This is a genomic window from Aeromicrobium alkaliterrae, from assembly GCF_039529015.1.
In the GTDB taxonomy this organism is placed as follows: domain Bacteria; phylum Actinomycetota; class Actinomycetes; order Propionibacteriales; family Nocardioidaceae; genus Aeromicrobium; species Aeromicrobium alkaliterrae.
In genome coordinates this window covers 649083-668497 of the sequence record NZ_BAAAME010000002.1, presented here as the reverse complement: position 1 = coordinate 668497, position 19415 = coordinate 649083, and the positions used below count along the sequence as shown (strand labels likewise).

General features: G+C 70.3%; 17 protein-coding genes. 13 read left to right on the top strand and 4 right to left on the bottom strand.

Going from position 1 to position 19415, the window contains the following annotated elements:
• Positions 1-33: 33 nt before the first annotated feature.
• Positions 34-993 (bottom strand): magnesium/cobalt transporter CorA, encoded by a 960-nt coding sequence (gene corA, locus ABD127_RS04455; RefSeq protein WP_344198138.1) that lies wholly within the window; start codon positions 991-993, stop codon positions 34-36.
• Positions 994-1067: 74 nt separating this feature from the next.
• On the opposite strand from corA, the gene mshC reads away from it, so the two are divergent.
• The gene (gene mshC / locus ABD127_RS04450) at positions 1068-2291 is read left to right on the top strand and encodes a cysteine--1-D-myo-inosityl 2-amino-2-deoxy-alpha-D-glucopyranoside ligase (RefSeq protein ID WP_344198136.1); all 1224 of its coding nucleotides are present in this window, start codon (positions 1068-1070) and stop codon (positions 2289-2291) included.
• Here the strand turns inward: mshC and ABD127_RS04445 are convergent, their stop codons facing one another.
• Together ABD127_RS04445 and metH are read right to left on the bottom strand one after the other, a co-directional pair.
• A complete protein-coding gene (locus ABD127_RS04445; protein WP_344198134.1) occupies positions 2292-3143 on the bottom strand; it encodes a PAC2 family protein in 852 nt (283 codons plus the stop codon).
• Positions 3144-3162: 19 nt separating this feature from the next.
• The gene (metH, locus tag ABD127_RS04440; protein ID WP_344198132.1) at positions 3163-6933 is read right to left on the bottom strand and encodes a methionine synthase; all 3771 of its coding nucleotides are present in this window, start codon (positions 6931-6933) and stop codon (positions 3163-3165) included.
• A 208-nt stretch (positions 6934-7141) separates the two neighbouring features.
• Between metH and ABD127_RS04435 the strand changes: the two genes are divergently transcribed.
• The 3 genes from ABD127_RS04435 (at position 7142) to ABD127_RS04425 (ending at position 9542) form a co-directional block, all read left to right on the top strand.
• Positions 7142-7915, top strand: coding sequence for a variant leucine-rich repeat-containing protein (locus ABD127_RS04435; protein WP_344198130.1), 774 nt, complete (start codon positions 7142-7144; stop codon positions 7913-7915).
• Between the two features lie 153 nt (positions 7916-8068).
• The gene (locus ABD127_RS04430; RefSeq protein WP_344198128.1) at positions 8069-8899 is read left to right on the top strand and encodes a variant leucine-rich repeat-containing protein; all 831 of its coding nucleotides are present in this window, start codon (positions 8069-8071) and stop codon (positions 8897-8899) included.
• 1 nt (position 8900) lies between these two features.
• Positions 8901-9542 carry an HAD family hydrolase gene (locus tag ABD127_RS04425; RefSeq protein WP_344199417.1) on the top strand — a complete coding sequence of 214 codons (642 nt, stop codon included), beginning with the start codon at positions 8901-8903 and terminating at the stop codon, positions 9540-9542.
• 7 nt (positions 9543-9549) lie between these two features.
• Here the strand turns inward: ABD127_RS04425 and ABD127_RS04420 are convergent, their stop codons facing one another.
• Complete coding sequence (locus ABD127_RS04420) at positions 9550-10416, bottom strand: RecB family exonuclease (protein ID WP_344198126.1); 867 nt, start codon at positions 10414-10416, stop codon at positions 9550-9552.
• 69 nt (positions 10417-10485) lie between these two features.
• Between ABD127_RS04420 and ABD127_RS04415 the strand changes: the two genes are divergently transcribed.
• From ABD127_RS04415 to pafA, 9 genes are all read left to right on the top strand, one after another.
• Positions 10486-11415, top strand: coding sequence for a site-2 protease family protein (locus tag ABD127_RS04415; RefSeq protein ID WP_344198124.1), 930 nt, complete (start codon positions 10486-10488; stop codon positions 11413-11415).
• Positions 11412-12323 (top strand): tRNA (adenine-N1)-methyltransferase, encoded by a 912-nt coding sequence (locus ABD127_RS04410; RefSeq protein WP_344198122.1) that lies wholly within the window; start codon positions 11412-11414, stop codon positions 12321-12323. The genes ABD127_RS04415 and ABD127_RS04410 overlap by 4 nt, the downstream gene beginning before the upstream one ends.
• An 89-nt stretch (positions 12324-12412) precedes the next feature.
• Complete coding sequence (gene arc / locus ABD127_RS04405) at positions 12413-14125, top strand: proteasome ATPase (protein WP_425545794.1); 1713 nt, start codon at positions 12413-12415, stop codon at positions 14123-14125.
• Positions 14126-14599 carry a GNAT family N-acetyltransferase gene (locus ABD127_RS04400; RefSeq protein ID WP_344198118.1) on the top strand — a complete coding sequence of 158 codons (474 nt, stop codon included), beginning with the start codon at positions 14126-14128 and terminating at the stop codon, positions 14597-14599.
• Positions 14600-14679: 80 nt separating this feature from the next.
• Positions 14680-16188 carry a depupylase/deamidase Dop gene (gene dop / locus ABD127_RS04395; RefSeq protein ID WP_344198116.1) on the top strand — a complete coding sequence of 503 codons (1509 nt, stop codon included), beginning with the start codon at positions 14680-14682 and terminating at the stop codon, positions 16186-16188.
• Between the two features lie 52 nt (positions 16189-16240).
• Positions 16241-16435: a ubiquitin-like protein Pup gene (locus ABD127_RS04390; RefSeq protein WP_344198114.1), complete on the top strand. Its 195-nt coding sequence runs from the start codon at positions 16241-16243 to the stop codon at positions 16433-16435.
• Positions 16435-17250 (top strand): proteasome subunit beta, encoded by an 816-nt coding sequence (gene prcB, locus ABD127_RS04385; RefSeq protein ID WP_344199414.1) that lies wholly within the window; start codon positions 16435-16437, stop codon positions 17248-17250. The genes ABD127_RS04390 and prcB overlap by 1 nt, the downstream gene beginning before the upstream one ends.
• A 16-nt stretch (positions 17251-17266) precedes the next feature.
• Positions 17267-17962 (top strand): proteasome subunit alpha, encoded by a 696-nt coding sequence (prcA, locus tag ABD127_RS04380; RefSeq protein WP_344198112.1) that lies wholly within the window; start codon positions 17267-17269, stop codon positions 17960-17962.
• Positions 17963-17967: 5 nt separating this feature from the next.
• Positions 17968-19329, top strand: a complete 1362-nt coding sequence (gene pafA, locus ABD127_RS04375) for a Pup--protein ligase (RefSeq protein WP_344198110.1) — start codon at positions 17968-17970, stop codon at positions 19327-19329.
• Positions 19330-19415 lie beyond the last annotated feature (86 nt).

The following is a 19415-nucleotide window of genomic DNA, read 5'->3' as shown; positions in this document are numbered from 1 at the left end:
CTCGCGGGGCGGGAATTCACTCGCGAGCGGTGGTCAGAGCCATCCGGACTTCTTGAAGCGGCGGTAGGTGTAGACGCAGGCGCTGCCCATGAGGGCGAGGCACAGCGGGTAGCCGACGGGCCAGGAGAGCTCCGGCATGTGCTCGAAGTTCATGCCGTAGATGCCGGCGATCGCCGTCGGGATGGCGAAGATCGTGGCGCCGGCGGCGAGCTTGCGCATGTCGGAGTTCTGCTGGACGGAGAGCTGCGCGAGGTGCGCCGTGAGCGCGTTGTCGAGCAGGTGGTCGATCGTGTCGATGGCCTCCGCCGCCCGACCGAGGTGGTCGGCGATGTCGCGGAAGTACGGGCGCGCCTCCGGCGGCTCGGCCGTCTCGGAGAACCGCACGACCGGCTCCTTCAGCGGCACGACCGCGCGCCGGAACTCCAACGCCTCGCGCTTCAGCCGGTAGATGCGGGTCGAGTCGCTCGTGGGCTCGGCCGAGAACACCGAGGTCTCGATCTCCTCGACGTCGGTCTCGAGCTCGCGCGCGACCTGCTCGTACCGGTCGACGATCGTGTCGACGACGGAGTACAGCGCCGCCGTGGGCCCGTGGGAGAGGGCGTCGTGGCGCCGTTCCGCCCGGCGCCGTCCCTCGACGAGCGACGGGCCTCCGTGGCGCACCGTCAGCAGGTAGTTCGCGCCGAGGAAGAGGTTGACCTCGTTGGTCGTGATGTCGTCGTCGCTGTACGAGACCATCCGCATCGACATGATGAGGTGGTCCTTGTACCGCTCGATCTTGGGCCGCTGGTGCGCCTCGAGTGCGTCCTCGATCGCGAGGGGGTGGAGCCCGAGCACCGTGCCGATGCGGTTCATCTCGTCACCCGTCGGGTTGTTCATCCCGACCCAGAGGAAGTCGTCCTCGCCGAGGCCCGCCAGAGCGGCAGCCAGGTCGTCGCTGTGCTGACCCGTGTCCTCCCGCGTGCCGTCGCGGTAGACCGCGCAGTCGATGATCACGAGCCCATCGTGCCAGCGCGCGCCCCGGTACGGCCGTCGAACCTCCGACGAGGCCGGGCCGATAGGCTCGCCGCATGCGTAGCTGGTCGGGACCCGTCGTGCCCTCGTTGGCCTCGGTCGGACTCGGATCCGGACCCGTGCCCCAGGTCCACGACACGTCGCTCGGGTCGGTGCGCCCGCTCGACGGCGAGGGCGACGCGCGCCTGTACGTCTGCGGCATCACGCCGTACGACGCGACGCACCTCGGTCACGCCGCCACCTACCTGACCTTCGACCTGCTGCAGCGCGTCTGGCGCGACCAGGGCCGCGAGGTCGTCTACACGCAGAACGTCACCGACGTCGACGACCCGCTGCTCGAGCGCGCGACCGCGACCGGCATCGACTGGGTCGAGCTGGCCGAGCGCGAGACCCAGCTCTTCCGGGAGGACATGACCGCGCTGCGCGTCCTGCCCCCGCAGCACTACATCGGTGCCGTGGAGTCGATCGACCTCGTGGTCGACCTCGTCGGTCGCCTCCAGGAGGCCGGCGCCGTCTACCTCGTCGACGACGACCTGTACTTCGACGTCCACGCCGATCCCGCGTTCGGCTCGGTCTCCGGCTGGGACGTCGAGACGATGCACCGCATCTTCGGCGAGCGTGGGGGCGACCCGGACCGTCCCGGCAAGCGTGACCCCCTCGACTGCCTCCTGTGGCAGGCCGAGCGCCCGGGGGAGCCCGCCTGGGACACCCGCCTCGGCCGCGGCCGGCCCGGCTGGCACATCGAGTGCGCCGCGATCGCGCTGGCGCACCTCGGCACGAGCTTCGACGTGCAGGGCGGCGGCTCCGACCTGGTCTTCCCGCACCACGAGATGTCCGCCTCGGAGGCTGCCGTCGCGACGGGCGAGCCGTTCGCCCGCGCCTACGTGCACGCCGGCATGGTCGGCTACGAGGGCGAGAAGATGAGCAAGTCCAAGGGCAACCTGGTGCTCGTCTCGCGCCTGCGGGAGACCGGCCACGACCCGATGTCGATCCGCCTCGCCCTGCTGGCGCACCACTACCGCAGCGACTGGGAGTGGTTCGGCACCGAGATCGCCGTGTCCCAGCTGCGCCTCGCCGCGTGGCGCGCCGCCACCTCCCGCACCGCGGCAGCACCCGCGGCGCCCGTCGTCGAGGCGATCCGCGCCGCCCTGGCGAACGACCTCGACGCCCCGGCGGCCCTCGCGGCCGTCGACGCGTGGACGCGGGAGTCGGGCACCGACGCCGAAGCCCCCGGCCAGGTCAGCACCGCGGTCGACGCGCTGCTCGGGGTCGCGCTGTAGCTAGCGGTCGTCGCCGCTCTGGCGACGGCGGAGGTAGCGCTCGAACTCGCGGGCGATCGCGTCGCCGGACGCCTCGGGCAGGTCGCTGGTGTCGCGCTCGGACTCCAGCGCCTTGACGTACTCGGCGATCTCCTCGTCGTCCTCCATGACCTCCTCGGCGCCGCGCTGCCACGCGTCGCTGAGCTCGTCGAGCACGCCCTGGGGGAGCGGGATCGAGAGGGCGTCCTCGACCGCGCCGAGCAGGGCCAGCGTGGCCTTGGGGCACGGCGGCTCCGCCAGGTAGTGCGGCACGGCGGCCCAGAGCGAGGCGGCGGGGAAGCCGAGCTTCGTGGCCTCCTCGATCAGGACCGAGCTGATCCCGACCGGACCCGCGTAGTGCGTGGTCTCCAGGCCCGGCACGGAGCGCTTCGAGAGCCCGTTGGTCGAGCCGCTGACCGGCACGGGACGCGTGTGCGGCGTGTCGGCCAGCAGGGCCCCGAGCGAGATGATGTCCGTGACACCGGCCAGCGAGGCGACGCCGAGGATCGTGCTGCAGAACCCGCGCCACTTGTAGTTCGGCTCGCTGGCGCGCAGCAGGAGCACGTCGCGCTCGGCGCCGCGGGGTCGGGCGACGTAGATCGTCGGCGTGGGCCACACCAGGACCCCGTTCTCGTCCTCGTCGCGGCGCAGCACGGGGCGGTTGACCTGGAAGTCGTAGTACTCCTCCGGGTCGAGCTCGGTCAGCACCTCGGCGTCCCACTCGTCGACGAGGTGCGCGACCGCGCCCGACGCCGCGTCAGCAGCGTCGTTCCAGCCCTCGAAGGCCGCCAGCATCCAGGGATTGCGCAGCGGGGGGATCTCGTCGAACGTCACGACTCCACCCTAGGACCGATCACTCGTCGTCGGTCCGGTACCCGAGGTTCGGCGACAACCAGCGCTCCGCCTCGGCGACGGTCCAGCCCTTGCGCTCGGCGTACTCGGTGACCTGGTCGCGCCCGATGCGGCCCACCACGGTGTACTGCGACTGCGGGTGCGAGAAGTACCAACCGCTGACCGAGGCTCCGGGCCACATCGCCATGGAGTCGGTCAGCTCGATCCCGGTCTGCGCCTTGACGTCGAGCAGGTCCCACAGGAGCTGCTTCTCGGTGTGGTCGGGGCAGGCGGGGTAGCCGGGCGCCGGGCGGATGCCGACGTACTTCTCGGCGATCAGCGACTCGTTGTCGAGGGTCTCGTCGGGCTGGTAGCCCCAGAACTCCTTCCGGGCGCGCTCGTGGAGCCGCTCGGCGAACGCCTCGGCGAGGCGGTCGGCCAAGGACTCCAGCAGGATCGCGCTGTAGTCGTCGAGCGCGGCCTTGAACTCGTCGACCTTCTGGGAGCTGCCGAGCCCAGCCGTCACCGCGAAGGCGCCGACGTAGTCCTGCAGGCCCGTCTCCTTCGGCGCGACGAAGTCGGCCAGCGACTTGTGCGCGACGCCGGCGCGGTGCTCGGTCTGCTGACGCAGGTGGTGCAGCGTCGTGCGGACCTCGTCGCGGTGGTGGTCGGCGTAGACCTCGATGTCGTCGTGGCCCACCTGGTTCGCCGGGAACAGGCCCACGACGCCGCTGGCCGAGATCCACTTCTCGGCGATCAGGGTGTCGAGCATCTCCTGCGCGTCGTCGTAGAGCTTGCGGGCGGTCTCACCCGTCGACGGGTTGTTGAGGATGTCCGGGAAGCGGCCCTTCATCTCCCACGCGTTGAAGAACGGCTGCCAGTCGATGTACTCGCGCAGCTCGTCGAGCGGGTAGTTGGTGAACGTGCGCACGAACGCGCCGTCGGCATCGAGCTCCGGCGGCACGGGCGGCGTGTAGTCCGACCAGTCGACCGGCGACGCGTTCTCGCGCGCCTTCTCGATCGACAGCAGCGGCTTGGCGTCCGACCGGGCCGCGTGGCGCTCGCGGAGCGAGTCGTAGTCGGTCTGCAGGTCCGAGAGCAGGCCGGGGCGCTGGTCGTCGGAGAGCAGGGCGGCGACCACGGGCACCGAGCGCGAGGCGTCCTTCACCCACACGACGGGGCCGTGGTACTTCTGGTCGACCTTCACCGCGGTGTGGGCGCGCGAGGTCGTGGCACCGCCGACGAGCAGCGGGATGTCGAAGCCTTGGCGCTCCATCTCGGCCGCGAAGTTGACCATCTCGTCGAGCGACGGGGTGATGAGCCCGGACAGGCCGATCACGTCGGCACCGTGCTCCTTGGCCGCGTCGAGGATCTTCTGGGCGGGCACCATGACGCCGAGGTCGATGACGTCGTAGTTGTTGCACTGCAGCACGACGCCCACGATGTTCTTGCCGATGTCGTGGACGTCGCCCTTGACCGTGGCCATGACGACCTTGCCGTTGCTGCGGCCGGCGTCCTCGGGGCTCTTCTCCTCCTCGATGAAGGGGATCAGGTGGGCGACGGCCTTCTTCATGACGCGCGCCGACTTCACGACCTGCGGCAGGAACATCTTGCCCGCGCCGAACAGGTCGCCGACGACGTTCATGCCGTCCATCAGCGGACCCTCGATGACCTCCAACGGCTTGCCGCCGCGGGCGGCGATCTCGAGCCGGAGCTCCTCGGTGTCGGTGACGGCGAACTCGTCGATGCCCTTCACGAGGGCGTGGGTGATGCGCTCGCTGACGGGCAGGGAGCGCCACTCGGCCGCCGCGACCTCGGCCTTCTCGCCCGTGCCGGCGTACTCGCCGGCGATCTCGAGGAGGCGGTCGGCCGCGTCGGCGCGCCGGTTGAGGATGACGTCCTCGATGCGCTCGCGGAGCTTCTCGTCGACATCGTCGTAGACCACGAGCGCGCCCGCGTTGACGATTCCCATGTCCATCCCGGCGCGGGTCGCGTGGTACAGGAACACCGCGTGGATCGCCTCGCGCACCGCGTTGTTGCCGCGGAACGAGAACGAGACGTTCGAGACGCCGCCGGAGATCTTGACCCCCGGCAGGTTCTCCTTGATCCAGCGCGTGCCCTCGATGAAGTCGATGCCGTACGTGGCGTGCTCCTCGATGCCCGTGGCGACCGCGAAGATGTTGGGGTCGAAGATGATGTCCTCGGGCGGGAAGCCGACGTCCTCGGTCAGGATCCGGTACGCACGGCCGCAGATCTCCTTGCGGCGCTCGACGTTGTCGGCCTGGCCCTCCTCGTCGAAGGCCATGACGACGACCGCCGCGCCGTACTTGCGGCACAGCCGGGCCTGCGTCACGAACTCCTCCTCGCCGGCCTTCAGCGAGATCGAGTTGACGATGCACTTGCCCTGGACGTTCTTCAGGCCCTCCTCGATGACCTCCCACTTCGAGGAGTCGACCATGATCGGCACCTGGCAGATGTCGGGCTCGCTGCTGACCAGGCGCGTGAAGCGACGCATGGCCTCGACGCCGTCGATCATGCCCTCGTCCATGTTGATGTCGATGACCTGCGCGCCGTTCTCGACCTGCTGGCGCGCGACCGACAGCGCGGTGGGGTAGTCCCCGTCGCGGATCAGGTTGCGGAAGCGGGCCGAGCCCGTGATGTTGGTGCGCTCGCCGACGTTGACGAACAGCGAGTCCTCGGTGATGTTGAGCGGCTCCAGGCCCGACAGGCGCATCGCGGTCGGGATCGTCGCGGGCTCGCGCGGCGTGAGACCGTCGAGCGCGATCGCGATGTCGGCGATGTGGGCGGGCGTCGTGCCGCAGCAGCCACCGGCCGCGTTGATGATGCCTGCGGCGGCGAACTCGCGCAGGATCTCGGCGGTCGTGGCCGGCTCCTCGTCGTACTCGCCGAAGGAGTTCGGCAGGCCCGCGTTCGGGTAGGCGTGCACGAAGCAGTCGGCGATGCGCGACAGCTCGGCGATGTAGGGACGCAGCTCCTGGCCGCCGAGTGCGCAGTTCAGGCCGACCATGATGGGCCGCACGTGGCGCACGGAGTTCCAGAAGGCCTCGGTGACCTGGCCCGTCAGCGTGCGCCCCGAGGCGTCGGTGATGGTGCCGGAGATCGCGACGGGCCAGCGGCGGCCGGCCTGCTCGAAGAAGGTCTCGAGCGCGAAGATCGCCGCCTTGGCGTTGAGCGTGTCGAAGATCGTCTCGACCAGGAACAGGTCGGCGCCGCCGTCGGCGAGGCCGCGGATCTGCTCGCCGTACGCGTCGACCATCTCGTCGAAGGTGATGTTGCGGGCCGCGGGGTCGTTGACGTCGGGCGAGATCGAGCCGGTGCGGTTCAGCGGGCCGATCGCACCGGCGACGAAGCGGGGCTTGTCGGGCGTGCGGGCCGTGAACTCGTCGCAGGCCTCGCGCGCCAGGCGCGCCGAGGTGACGTTGAGCTCGTAGGCGAGCTCCTCCATGCCGTAGTCGGCCAGGGAGATCCACTGGCAGTTGAAGGTGTTGGTCTCCAGGATGTCGGCGCCGGCCTCGAGGTACTCCCGGTGGATGCCGCCGATGATCTGCGGCTGGGTGATGCTCAGCAGGTCGTTGTTGCCCTGGATGTCGGAGGGCCAGTCGGCGAACCGATCGCCGCGGTAGCCGGCCTCGTCCGGACGGTCGCGCTGGATCGCGGTGCCCATCGCGCCGTCGATGATCACCAGACGCTCGCGCAGCAGCGCGCTCAACGCCTCGGTGGCGTCGGGACGCCAGGCGTCGGTCGGGGTCACGGGGCTGCTGGTCACGGTCATGTGATTCCTCGGATCCAAGAGTGGACTGGGGAACCTCCAGCCGGCAGCGGGCTCGCATGGGCGTTGAGGTCGAACCCCTCCATTGTGCCACGCCAGGACCAGGTTTCGAGGCGAGTCGCGCTGTGGCGGACGACGCCTCGGGAACATTCGCGGGCCCCACCGCCTCTGAGTCCACGAACACGCCGCCCCAGCACCCGGAGGAACCACGATGGCCACCGACGAGACCCGCTACGAAGCCTCGAACCCGCAGACCGCACCCGCCCGGCTCCAGGAGCTGACGAGCGATCCGGAGCTGTGGCCCCTGATCGCCGCGAACCCCGCCGCCTACGACTCGCTCGTGGCCTGGCTCGGGGAGAACGGCGGCGACGAGGTCCGCGCCGCGATCGCGTCCCGCGGTGCCGCCCCCGCCGGCCCCGCGCTTCCGCCGCCCGGTGGCTACGCGCCTGCACCAGCCGCCTACGCCGCGCCGGTCGGGCCGCAGGGGAGCAAGGGTCCCTCGAAGAAGGGCCTGTGGATCACCCTCGGCATCCTGATCTTCCTGCTCGTCGGCAGCGGCACCGGCGTCGGCGTCTGGGCCCTGACCAAGGGTGACGACTCCAGCACGACGTCCGACGACGACCAGAAGGACACGAAGGACTCCGACGACCGGAAGACCTCCGACGACGACGACAAGAAGTCTGACGACGAGGACGACGAGCCGGTCGAGGTCGACTGCGACGCGCTGGAGGACTTCGAGGACGCCGCGAGCGACCTGACGCTCTACTACCCCGGCCTCGACGACGAGGACGACCTGCTCGCCGCGATCGAGGTCATCGAGCCGTTCGCGGACAGCGACGACCAGGACCTGGCCGGCTTCGCCGAGGCTCTGCTGACCTACGCCGACGCGATCGAGGAGGACGAGGACGCGATCGTCGGTCCGGAGTGGAGCGACGCCCTGGACGCCAAGTACGAGCTGATGGACTACGTGCTCGACGAGTGCTGATCCGCTCAGCGCCCACGGCGCCGCTGACCCGCTGGGTCCGCGGCGCCGTGTGTGTTTGCTCGCACCGTGACATCTCGGCGCTTTTGCGGCGTGTCTGCACTAGGCTCATGTCGTTTCATACCGCGACCACCTGCACTTCGAGGGGAACCACCGATGGCCACCGACGAAACGCGCGCCGAGGCGAGCAACCCGGGTACGCCCGCCGCTCGCCTGCAGGAGCTCACCAACGATCCCGAGCTCTGGCCCCTGATCGCCGCGCACCCCAACGCGTACGACAGCCTCCTGGCCTGGCTCGGCGAGAACGGTGGACCTGACGTCCAGGCCGCGATCTCCTCGCGCGGCGGAGCCGCGGAGCCCACGTCGGTCCTGCCGCAGCAGGCCCCGCCGGCCGCTGCGCCGCCGCTGACCCCGCCCCCGGGTGGAGCCGGTCCCGGCCTGCCCCCGCCGGGCGGCTACAACCAGGCCCCGGCCGGCTTCCCGCCCCCGGGCGGCCCCCAGGGCGGCAACGGCGGCTCGAAGAAGGGTCTGTGGATCACGCTCGGCATCCTGATCTTCCTGCTGGTCGGCAGCGGCATCGGCGTCGGTGTCTGGGCCCTGACCAAGGGTGACGACTCCGACACCCGCTCGGACGACGACACCTCGGACACCGATCCGACCGAGGACCCGAGCGACGAGCCCTCCGACGACACCGACGAGGACGACCCGTCGTCCGACTTCTGCGACGTCATGGACGACGTCGACACGGCTGCCTTCGACATCTACCTGTACTTCCCGGGCCTCAGCGAGGAGGACGAGCTCACCGACGCGGTGGCGGTCCTCGAGGACAACATCGACGACGCTCCCGACGAGCTTGCCGACGCCATGCAGGTGCTGCTCGACTACGCCGACGAGGTCTCCCAGCTCGACGAGAGCGACCCGCTGCCGGACGACTCCGACGCCTCGGACGCCTACGACGTCGTGTTCGACTACTACCTGGACTGCTGACATCGGTCTGCCGGACGCCGTCCTGTGGGACCTGGACGGCACCCTCGTCGACACCGAACCCCTGTGGATCGCCGCCGAGCACGAGCTGGCCGACCTGGTCGGCGGCTCGTGGTCGGAGGCGGACGCGCTGCAGCTCGTGGGGTCCGACCTGCTGACCTCGGGTCGGATCCTGCAGCAGCACTTCGGCACGAGCATGACGCCGGAGGAGATCGTCGACTTCCTGGTGGTGCGGGTCTCCCGAGGTCTGGCCGAGGGTGCCCCGTGGCGACCCGGCGCGCCCGAGCTCGTGCGGGCCTTCGCCGACCGCGGCGTGCCTCAGGCGCTCGTGACGATGTCGTACGCCGTGATGGCCGACCCGCTCGCCGAGCTGCTGCCTCTGGCGGCGGTGGTGACGGGCGACCGCGTCTCGCAGGGCAAGCCGCACCCGGAGCCTTACCTGGTCGCGGCCTCCACGCTGGGCGTCGACCCGGCCGCGTGCATCGCGGTGGAGGACTCCGAGACCGGGGCGACGTCGGCGACGGAGGCCGGGTGCCACGTGCTCGCCGTGCCCCACATGGTGCCGGTGGCCCCGCACCCGCGCCGCCGGAGCGTCACGACGCTCGAGGGGCTGACGCCCGAGTCGGTCGCCGCGCTGTTCGCCTGAACCCGGGTCACTCCACCCGGGTCGTGGGCATCGGCAGGACCTGACCGCCGCCCTCGGGGCACTGGTCGCGGTGCGAGCAGAAGCGGCACAGGCCGCTGGGCCGCGGCTGGAAGTCACCGACCGCCAGGGCGGTGTCGATCGCCGACCAGATGGCCAGGAGCTTGCGCTCGGTGGCGAGGAGGTCGGACTCGGTGGGCACGTACCGCAGGACCTGGCCGTCGCCCAGGTACATGAGCTGCAGCAGCGACGGCACGACGCCGCGTGTGCGCCACACGACCAGGGCGTAGAACTTCATCTGGAAGAGCGCCTTGTCCTCGAAGCGCTCACCGGGGGATCGCCCGCTCTTGTAGTCGACGATGCGGATGCGACCGTCGGGGGCGACGTCGACCCGGTCGACGATGCCCGTGAGCATCAGGGGCACGTCGGTGTCGGCGCCGGCGACGCCCTCGACCCGGACCTCGCGCTCGGCAGGCTCCAGCGTCTGGGGGTTCTCGAGGCGGAAGTAGGTCTGCAGCAGCGCGTCGACCGAGGCGAACCAGGCGTCGCGGTCGGGGTCGGCGGACGTGGGCTCGGCGAAGAGGTCGACGAGGCGGTCGTCCTCGGCCACGACCCGCTGCCACGCGGCCGGGACCAGTGACTGCGCCACCTCCGGCGTGCGTCGCTCGGCGGGCTGGTCGAACAGGTCCTCCAGCACGGCGTGCACGAGCGTGCCGCGCGCCGCGACCGGCGACGGGGGCTCGGGCAGGCGGTCGATCGTGCGGTAGCGGAACAGCAGCGGGCAGGTGAGGAAGTCGGACGCCCGGCTGGGGGAGAGGCGTCGGCGCACGACGACCGTGTCGTCGGGGGCTGTGTCGAGCTCCGGGCCGGTGGTCATGCCCTGCACGCTAGTCGGCACGTCCGACAAGGTCCCGGCGACACTCACGCTCCGCGATAGGTTGGCGCCATGTCGACATCCGGGTCACTGCGTCTCGGGCGCGTGTGGTCCGTGCCGATCCGCATCCGCCCCAGCGCGGTGCTGATGGGCGTCGTGCTCGTGGCGCTGTTCGCCCCGCGCTTGGACTCCGCCGGGTTCTCGGACCCGTGGGTCGTCGCGGTGCTGGCGGTCGTCTCGCTGTACGCCTCGGTCCTGCTGCACGAGGTCGCCCACGTCGCGGCGGCTCGTCGCTACGACCTGCCGGTCCACTCCGTGACGCTCCATCTCCTGGGCGGGGAGACGCTGATCGAGTCCGACAGCGGCAACGCGCGCCAGGAGCTCGTCACGGCGGCGTCGGGACCGCTGGCCTCGGCCGTGCTCGGCGGGGCGGGGCTGGCCGCCGGCTCGCTGATCGGCGACGGTCAGGTGGGGCAGGTCGTCACGACCCTCGGGTGGATCAACCTGCTGGTCGCGGGCATCAACCTGCTCCCGGCCCTGCCGCTCGACGGCGGTCGCGTCGTCCGCGCGATCGCCTGGGGACTGACGGGCCGCGAGCGCGCCGGCATCGTGGTCGCCGGCTGGTGCGGCCGGTTCGCGGGTGCCGCGGCGTTCGCCCTCGGCGGATGGCTGGTGCTGCAGGGCGATCGCTCCGCCTGGCTCGACCTCGCCGTGTGCGCGATGGTCGGCCTGTTCATGTGGGCGGGGTCCTCGCAGGCGCTCCGCATCGCCGACCGCGCCGCACGCATCGACCGGCTCGAGGCCCGCCGCCTGTACGACTCGACCCGTCCCGAGCCCGAGTGGCCGCACCTGCTCGTCGACCTGCGGGGCGACGCCTTGCTGCGCGCGATGAGCCACGCCCCGTCCGACGCCTACGCCGTGGTCGACCACGACGGCGAGGTCCTCGGCACCCTGCGTACCCGCACCGTCAACCGTGTCTACCGAGTGGGAGCCCGACGATGACCACCCCCGCAGAGCCCTGGATGCGCCGAGGCCCGTTCGCCGAGGGGGAGTGGGTCCGGCTGAACGACGCCAAGGGGCGCAAGCACAACCTCCAGCTCGTCGCCGGCAAGGAGTTCTCGACCAAGAAGGGCCAGCTGCGTCACGACGACGTGATCGGCCAGCCCGAGGGGATCGTCATCACGGCGTCGCTCGGCGGTGAGTACCAGGTCTTCCGCCCGCTGCTGTCGGAGTACGTCGTCTCGATGCCGCGAGGTGCCGCGATCATCTACCCCAAGGACGCCGCCCAGATCGTGACGTGGGCCGACATCTACCCGGGCGCCCGGGTCGTCGAGGCGGGCGCGGGCTCCGGAAGCCTCACGGCCTGGCTGCTGCGCGCCGTGGGCACGGAGGGCCACGTCGGCTCGTACGAGATCCGTGAGGACTTCGCCGAGGTGGCGCGCAAGAACGTCGGCCAGATCATCGGCGACCACCCCGCGTGGACGCTCACGGTGGGTGACGTGCGCGAGGTCATCACCGAGACCGAGATCGACCGCCTGATCCTCGACATGGTCGATCCGTGGTCGTGCGTGCCCCTGGCGGCCGAGCGGATCGTCCCCGGCGGCGTGGTCTGCGCGTACGTCGCCACCACGACGCAGCTCTCGCGCTTCGTCGAGACGCTGCGCGAGCACGGCGAGTTCACCGAGCCTCGCGCGTGGGAGACGCTCGAGCGCGAGTGGCACGCCGAGGGCCTCGCGGTGCGGCCCGCCCACGGGGCGGGTTCGCACACCGCCTACCTCGTCACCGCGCGACGGATGGCGCACGGTCAGCGCGCGCTCGCGAAGACGCGACGCCCCGCTCCGGGGGCCTACGGACCGGACTACACCGGGCCTCGTCCGGCATCCGTCATCGAATCGTCACACGCCCCGTGAGATCGAGACGGTGATGCAACGTCCCGCGGGGTAGTCTCGGCGACACGAGCAGCAGGAGGTGTCACATGTCCGACGACGATGCCCGCCCCATGAACTCCGGATCGGCCGCGGCCGAGGCCGAGCTGGCCTACCTGCGTGCGGAGGTCGAGCACCTGCGCCGCCGCATCAACGGCGACGTCTCCACCGACTCGCGTCTGCGCGAGGTCGAGGCGAAGCTGGCGGCGACGTCCGGCCAGAACGAGCGCCTCATGGCGACGCTGCGCGAGGCGCGCGACCAGATCGTGACGCTCAAGGAGGAGGTCGACCGGCTCGCCCAGCCGCCGACCGGCTTCGGCACGTTCCTCCAGCTCAACGACGACGAGTCGGTCGACGTGTTCACGGGCGGTCGCAAGATGCGCGTCAACGTGAGCCCTGCGGTCGACCGCGAGAACCTGCAGCGCGGCCAGGAGGTCATCCTCAACGAGGCCATGAACGTCGTCGCCGCGCTCGAGTTCGAGAACATCGGCGACATCGTGATGCTCAAGGAGATCCTCGCCGACGGCGAGCGAGCCCTGGTGCTGGGCAACGCCGACGAGGAGCGCATCGTGCGCATCGCGCACAGCCTCGCGGACGTCAAGATCCGCGCCGGTGACTCGCTGCTGCTCGACTCGCGCTCGGGCTACGTCTACGAGCGCATCCCGAAGAGCGAGGTCGAGGAGCTCGTGCTGGAGGAGGTCCCCGACGTCGACTACACGTCGATCGGCGGTCTCGGCAACCAGGTCGAGATCATCCAGGACGCGGTCGAGCTGCCGTACCTGCACCCCGAGGTGTTCGTCGAGCACGAGCTGCGCCCGCCGAAGGGCATCCTGCTGTACGGGCCTCCCGGCTGCGGCAAGACCATGATCGCCAAGGCCGTCGCGGCCTCCCTGGCGCGCAAGGTCTCCGAGCGCACCGGCGAGGAGGGCCGCAGCTACTTCCTCAACATCAAGGGCCCCGAGCTCCTCAACAAGTACGTCGGCGAGACCGAGCGGCACATCCGCCTGGTGTTCCAGCGCGCGCGTGAGAAGGCCAGCGAGGGCACCCCGGTCATCGTGTTCTTCGACGAGATGGACTCGCTGTTCCGCACGCGTGGCTCGGGCGTCTCGAGCGACGTCGAGAACACGATCGTCCCGCAGCTCCTGAGCGAGATCGACGGCGTCGAGGGCCTGGAGAACGTGCTCGTGATCGGTGCCTCGAACCGTGAGGACATGATCGACCCGGCGATCCTGCGCCCGGGACGCCTGGACGTGAAGATCAAGATCGAGCGGCCCGACGCCGAGGCCGCGCGCGACATCTTCAGCAAGTACCTGACGTCGCGCCTGCCCCTGCACGCCGACGACGTGGCCGAGTTCGGGGGCGACCGCGAGGCGACCGTGTTCGGCATGATCCAGCGCACCGTCGAGCGGATGTACACCGAGACCGAGGAGAACCAGTTCCTCGAGGTCACGTACGCCAACGGCGACAAGGAGGTCCTGTACTTCAAGGACTTCAACTCCGGCGCGATGATCCAGAACATCGTCGACCGGGCCAAGAAGATGGCCATCAAGGACCTCCTCTCGGCCCGGCAGCACGGCATCCGTGTGCAGCACCTGCTGCAGGCGTGCGTCGACGAGTTCAAGGAGAACGAGGACCTGCCCAACACGACCAACCCCGACGACTGGGCGCGGATCTCTGGCAAGAAGGGTGAGCGCATCGTGTTCATCCGCACCCTCGTCTCGGGCAAGTCCGGCGGCGAGCCGGGGCGCTCGATCGACACCGTCGCGAACACGGGCCAGTACCTGTAGGTGGCACTGGAGATCCGCGTCGTCTCCTACGGGAGTGACGACGCGCAGCTGCTGACGGCCGAGGTCCAGGCCGAGTACGGCCGGCGCTACGGGGGTGACGGCGACATCTCGCCGATCGACCCTGCCCAGTTCGACGCGCCCGACGGGTACTTCGTGATCGGGTACGTCGACGGGGTTCCCGCCGTGTCGGGCGGCTGGCGGCGCGGTGGGCCCGAGGGCGACACCGACGCCGAGATCAAGCGGATGTACGTCCGCCCCCAGTTCGCCCGGCAGGGCCACGCCCGCACCGTGCTGGCCGACCTGGAGTGCACGGCCGCCGCGGCGGGCATCACGCGCCTGGTGCTCGAGACCGGCACGGCGCAACCCGAGGCGATCGCGCTCTACGGCTCCAGCGGCTACGAGCGCATCGCCCCGTTCGGCTTCTACGCGGGCTACGACGACTCGGTGCACTTCGCGAAGCGAATCCGACGGTAGAGCGCGAAGCGAATCCGACGGTAGAGCGCGAAGCGAATCCGACGGTAGAGCGCGAGGCGCCTGCCCGTAGGCTCGGCGACATGACGGTCCGCCGGGTCCAGGGCAGCGAGGTCGAGTACGGCATCGCGGTGCAGGGCCAGCCCCATGCCAACCCGATGGTCACCTCGACGCACGTCGTCAACTCCTACGCCTCGGCGCACCACCTGACCCGGCGTGCTCGCTGGGACTTCGAGGAGGAGAACCCGCTGCGCGACGCGCGCGGGTTCGACCTGGGGCGCGGCGACGCCGACCCGTCGCAGCTCACCGACGAGGACCTCGGCCTGGCGAACATCATCCTCACCAACGGGGCACGGCTCTACGTGGACCACGCGCACCCGGAGTACTCCAGCCCCGAGGTCACGAGCCCGCGCGACGTGGTGATCTGGGAGAAGGCGGGCGAGGAGGTCATGCGCTCCGCAGCGGAGCTCGCCAGCCAGATCCCGGGGCACGGCACCGTGGTGCTCTACAAGAACAACATCGACAACAAGGGCGCCTCCTACGGGTCGCACGAGAACTACCTGATGGACCGCGCGGTGCCGTTCGACCAGATCGTCACCCATCTGACGCCGTTCTTCGCCTCCCGCCAGGTCGTGTGCGGTGCAGGTCGGGTCGGTCAGCAGCAGGACGGCAGCGTCCACGCGTTCCAGGTCAGCCAGCGCGCCGACTACTTCGAGGTGGGGGTCGGCCTGGAGACGACGCTCAAGCGACCGATCATCAACACCCGCGACGAGCCGCACGCCGACGCCCGCAAGTACCGCCGGCTGCACGTCATCATCGGCGACGCGAACTGCTCCGAGACCTCGATCTACCTCAAGCACGGCACCGCGTCGCTGGTGCTGGCCCTGATCGAGGCCGGCCGCACCGTCACCGACCTGACCCTCGAGAACCCCGTCGCCGCCCTCCACGAGATCTCCTACGACCCGACGCTGCGCACGACCGTGCGGCTGGCCGACGGTCGCACCGTGACCGCGCTGGACCTGCAGGGGGAGTACCTGCAGCGGGCCCGCGCCCTGGTCGACGACACGGGCGACGCCGACGAGCAGACCCTTGACGTCCTCGAGCGCTGGGAGGACGTCCTGACGCGGCTCGCCCACGACCCGATGGACCTGGCCACCGAGCTCGACTGGGTCGCCAAGCTGGCCCTGCTCGAGCGGTACCGCGAGCGCGACGGGCTCGACTGGGACCACGCGAAGCTGCACCTGGTCGACCTGCAGTACCACGACGTGCGCACCGAACGCGGTCTGTTCCACCAGCTCGTCCGCACCGGCCGGATGAAGCGGCTCGTCGACCCGGCGGAGATCCAGGCAGCGATCACCGAACCTCCCGTCGACACGCGCGCCTGGTTCCGGGGCAAGTGCCTGCAGTACTTCTCCGACGACATAGCCGCCGCGTCGTGGGACTCGGTCATCTTCGACCTGCCCGGCTACGCGTCCCTGCAGCGCGTGCCGACGATGGAGCCGTTGCGCGGCACCCGCGAGCACGTCGGCGCCCTGTTCGACTCCCGGCCGACGGCGACCGAGCTGTTCCGGGCCCTGACCGGCAGCAGCTAGGGACACCTCGTTCGTCACGCGGACGCAACCGTTCTGGGTCTAGGGTGAAGACATGTCCGAGCAGCAGCACAAGAGCAACCGTCCGTCGCGTGACGCCGACGAGCAGGTCGAGGCCACCGAGGTCGACACCGAGGCCAAGGCGAAGCTCGACGACGACGTGGATTCCATCCTCGACGAGATCGACGACGTGCTCGAGGAGAACGCCGAGGAGTTCGTGCGCAGCTTCGTGCAGAAGGGCGGGCAGTGATGCTGCCCGACGCCTTCCGCACGGCAGGCTCGGCCTCCTTCACGGAGTTCCTCGCATCCCACGCCCCTGACCAGCTGCCGCGCGCCCGCGCCGAGCACACCGGGGCGCTCGACGGGGTCACCCACGGCACCACGATCGTCGCGGCCACGTTCCCCGGCGGTGTCGTCATGGCGGGCGACCGCCGCGCCACGATGGGCAACGTGATCGCCCAGCGCGACATCCAGAAGGTCTTCCAGACCGACGAGTTCTCGTGCGTCGGCATCGCCGGCACGGCCGGTCTCGCGGTCGAGATGACGCGGCTGTTCCAGGTCGAGCTCGAGCACTACGAGAAGATCGAGGGCACGGTCCTGTCGACCGACGGCAAGGCCAACCGGCTCGCCACCCTGATCCGCGGCAACCTCGGCATGGCGATGCAGGGCCTCGCAGTCGTGCCGCTGTTCGCCGCCTACGACCTCGACCTCGGGGTCGGTCGCATCTTCGCCTTCGACGTGACGGGCAACCGCAACGAGGAGCGCACCTTCCACTCGGTGGGCTCGGGCTCGCTGTTCGCCCGCGGCTCGCTCAAGAAGCTCTACCGCGACGACCTCACCGAGCGCGAGACCGTGACCGCGGCCGTCCAGGCGCTGTACGACGCCGCCGACGACGACTCCGCGACGGGCGGGCCCGACCTCGCCCGGCGCATCTTCCCGATGGTCGCGGTCGTCACCGCCGACGGATTCCACGCCTACGGCCAGGACGAGACCGCGGCGATCGCCGACGAGGTCGTCGCCGCCCGACTCGGAGCGCCGGACGGCCCGTCCGCGCCCCTGATCTGAGAAGAGGAGCGCCGCCGTGACCCAGCAGTTCTACGTCTCACCCGAGCAGCTCATGAAGGACCGGGCCGACTTCGCCCGCAAGGGCATCGCCCGCGGTCGGTCGGTCGCGGTCGTCCGGTACGCCGACGGCATCCTGTTCGTCGCCGAGAACCCCTCGCGCGCCCTGCACAAGATCAGCGAGATCTACGACCGCATCGGCTTCGCCGCCGTCGGTCGGTACAACGAGTTCGAGAACCTGCGCATCGCCGGTGTGCGGCTGGCCGACCTGCGCGGCTACTCCTACGACCGTCGCGACGTGACCGGCCGCGGCCTGGCCAACGCCTACGCGCAGACGCTGGGCACGATCTTCTCCTCGGGCGGCGAGAAGCCGTACGAGGTGGAGCTCTTCGTGGCCGAGCTCGGCGACACGCCCGACGGCGACCAGATCTACCGCCTCACCTACGACGGGTCCGTCGCGGACGTCCGCGGCTGGGGGGTCATGGGTGGCACGACCGAGTCCGTCGAGCAGTGGTTCACCGACCACTACACGCCCGACCTCGACCTCGGCGGCGCGCTCACGCTCGCGCGCGCCGCGCTGGGGCACGACGACACGGCTCCGCGCGACGTGCCGGCCGAGTCGCTCGAGGTCGCCGTGCTCGACCGCAGCCGCGGTCAGCTGCGCAAGTTCAAGCGTCTTCCCGACGCCACCGTGACCGAGCTGCTCGAGGGGTAGGGACCATGGACCGGCGCATCATGGGCATCGAGAACGAGTACGGCGTCACGTGCTCGTTCAAGGGGCAGCGCCGGCTCTCGCCCGACGAGGTCGCGCGCTACCTGTTCCGCCGGGTCGTGTCCTGGGGGCGCAGCAGCAACGTGTTCCTGCGCAACGGGTCGCGCCTCTATCTCGACGTCGGGAGCCACCCCGAGTACGCCACGCCGGAGTGCGACGACGTCAACGAGCTCGTCACGCACGACAAGGCGGGGGAGCGCATCCTCGAGGGCCTCATGCTCGACGCGCAGAACCGTCTGCGCGACGACGGCATCGAGGGCGACATCTACCTGTTCAAGAACAACACCGACTCGGCCGGCAACTCGTACGGCTGCCACGAGAACTACCTCGTGAACCGCGGTGGCGAGTTCGGGCGCATGGCCGACGTCCTGATCCCGTTCCTGGTCTCGCGGCAGATCATCTGCGGTGCGGGCAAGGTGCAGCAGACCAGTCGCGGCACGATCTACTCGGTCAGCCAGCGCGCCGAGCACATCTGGGAGGGCGTCTCCAGCGCCACGACCCGCTCGCGCCCAATCATCAACACGCGCGACGAGCCCCACGCCGACGCCGAGCGGTTCCGCCGCCTCCACGTCATCGTCGGCGACTCCAACATGAGCGAGACCACGACGATGCTGAAGGTCGCCACGACCGAGCTGGTCCTGCGCATGATCGAGGCCGGCGTCACGATGCGCGACCTCACGCTCGACAACCCCATCCGGGCGATCCGCGAGATCTCGCACGACATGACGGGCCGCCGCAAGGTGCAGCTCGCCAACGGGCGCGAGCTCTCGGCCCTCGAGATCCAGGCCGAGTACTTCGGCAAGGCCAGCGAGTTCGTCGACCGCCACGGCATCTCCGACCCCGTCATCGAGCGCACCCTCGACCTGTGGGAGCGCACGCTCAAGGCGGTCGAGTCCGAGGACCTCTCGCTCGTGGAGCGCGAGATCGACTGGGTCATCAAGCTGCGGCTCCTGGAGCGGTACCGGGAGAAGAACCAGCTCAGCTGGAGCGACCCGCGCATGGCCCAGCTCGACCTGGCCTACCACGACATCCGCCGCGACCGCGGCCTCTACTACCTCCTGGAGCGCAAGGGTGCCGTCGCCCGGGTCACGAGCGACCTCGACGTGTTCCGCGCCAAGTCGATCCCGCCGCAGACCACCCGCGCCCGGCTCCGGGGTGAGTTCATCAAGCGGGCGCAGGAGCGTCGACGTGACTTCACGGTCGACTGGGTGCACCTCAAGCTCAACGACCAGGCCCAGCGCACCGTGCTCTGCAAGGACCCGTTCAAGTCCGAGGACGACCGCGTCCAGCGCCTGATCGACGGCATGTGAGCGCGCTGGTCCGGGAACTTCGGCTGATTGGCTAGGGTGGTCCGCGGCCGACCCGTCGTCGACGTGTCGCGCCGCCCTTCCACCGA

Coding starts and splice junctions, on each gene's coding strand:
- mshC (WP_344198136.1), top strand. CDS start 1,068: ATGCGTAGCTGGTCGGGACCCGTCGTGCCCTCGTTGGCCTCGGTCGGA.
- metH (WP_344198132.1), bottom strand. CDS start 6,933: ATGACCGTGACCAGCAGCCCCGTGACCCCGACCGACGCCTGGCGTCCC.
- ABD127_RS04435 (WP_344198130.1), top strand. CDS start 7,142: ATGGCCACCGACGAGACCCGCTACGAAGCCTCGAACCCGCAGACCGCA.
- ABD127_RS04430 (WP_344198128.1), top strand. CDS start 8,069: ATGGCCACCGACGAAACGCGCGCCGAGGCGAGCAACCCGGGTACGCCC.
- ABD127_RS04420 (WP_344198126.1), bottom strand. CDS start 10,416: ATGACCACCGGCCCGGAGCTCGACACAGCCCCCGACGACACGGTCGTC.
- ABD127_RS04415 (WP_344198124.1), top strand. CDS start 10,486: ATGTCGACATCCGGGTCACTGCGTCTCGGGCGCGTGTGGTCCGTGCCG.
- ABD127_RS04410 (WP_344198122.1), top strand. CDS start 11,412: ATGACCACCCCCGCAGAGCCCTGGATGCGCCGAGGCCCGTTCGCCGAG.
- arc (WP_425545794.1), top strand. CDS start 12,413: ATGAACTCCGGATCGGCCGCGGCCGAGGCCGAGCTGGCCTACCTGCGT.
- dop (WP_344198116.1), top strand. CDS start 14,680: ATGACGGTCCGCCGGGTCCAGGGCAGCGAGGTCGAGTACGGCATCGCG.
- ABD127_RS04390 (WP_344198114.1), top strand. CDS start 16,241: ATGTCCGAGCAGCAGCACAAGAGCAACCGTCCGTCGCGTGACGCCGAC.
- prcB (WP_344199414.1), top strand. CDS start 16,435: ATGCTGCCCGACGCCTTCCGCACGGCAGGCTCGGCCTCCTTCACGGAG.
- pafA (WP_344198110.1), top strand. CDS start 17,968: ATGGACCGGCGCATCATGGGCATCGAGAACGAGTACGGCGTCACGTGC.